Genomic DNA, 816 nt, shown 5'->3' with positions numbered 1-816 from the left:
GATCCGGGCCAGTTCGGCCGCTTCGGGAATTGCGCTGCTGACCTTTTCGATCGTCTCTGCGGCCTCGCTCGACGAATCGGTCACGGTATCGTCAGTGGTCACGTCTTCGGGCAGGGTTTCGACCATCTGTTCGAGGAACTGCTGGCGCTTGCCGAGATCTTCGACCACCTCGTCCATGTTGTCGCGGTAGGCGTTGACCCGTTCTTCCGACTGCGCGACCTTGGCTTCCCGCTCCAGCAGCGACCAGCGGTCGGCCTGCGCGCGGTACTGGCTCCAGCCCATGGCGACGAACGAGATGGCCCACACCAGAGTCGCCAGAACGACGATCGCGGCAGCGACGATCTGCACTTTCGAGGAAATCTTGATGAACCGGACCTGGCCCTGTGATCGCATGAAAAATTCGCGATCGGGGAACCAGTCCCGCAGGCGGGCGTTCCATCCGCCAGCGGCGTTTGATGTTTTCAAGGCGGCGACCCCACGTCCCTGCGTTATTGTTGGCCGGGCCGGTATCAGACGATTGCGTGACCGTCGAATCAGTTAACCCTCCCGAGGGCCGAGTCGATGGACTCGCGCGATGAGTCGTTGCCCGATCCGGACTCCGGTGCGAACGGTCCCGCGAATCGGCCCCTGACAGGTGCGAATCCCCCTGCTAGGGCGGTCGCCATGAACGCTGAAACAATCTCCATCGCACAGCAACGGGCTGGCACTCTGGTGGCGCAGCTGGCGCACTCCGGGCGTGACGCGCAACGCCTGCTCGCGCGGATGGATGATCGGGCCAAGGCTGCCGCGCTCCGCCTTGCGGCTGACGCCCTGCGG

Annotated in this window: 1 protein-coding gene; it reads right to left on the bottom strand. The window is 64.2% G+C overall.

The annotated features are described in order from the left end of the window. Positions 1 to 465: DUF5930 domain-containing protein (locus AC01FP_RS18205; RefSeq protein WP_474482235.1), on the bottom strand; the 465-nt coding region annotated here is incomplete at its 3' end. Between the last annotated feature and the right edge of the window lie 351 nt (positions 466 to 816).

Source organism: Cyanobium sp. NIVA-CYA 375, from assembly GCF_056108345.1.
Note: the sequence above shows the minus strand (reverse complement) of the source record. Positions and strands in the feature narration are given on the sequence as shown.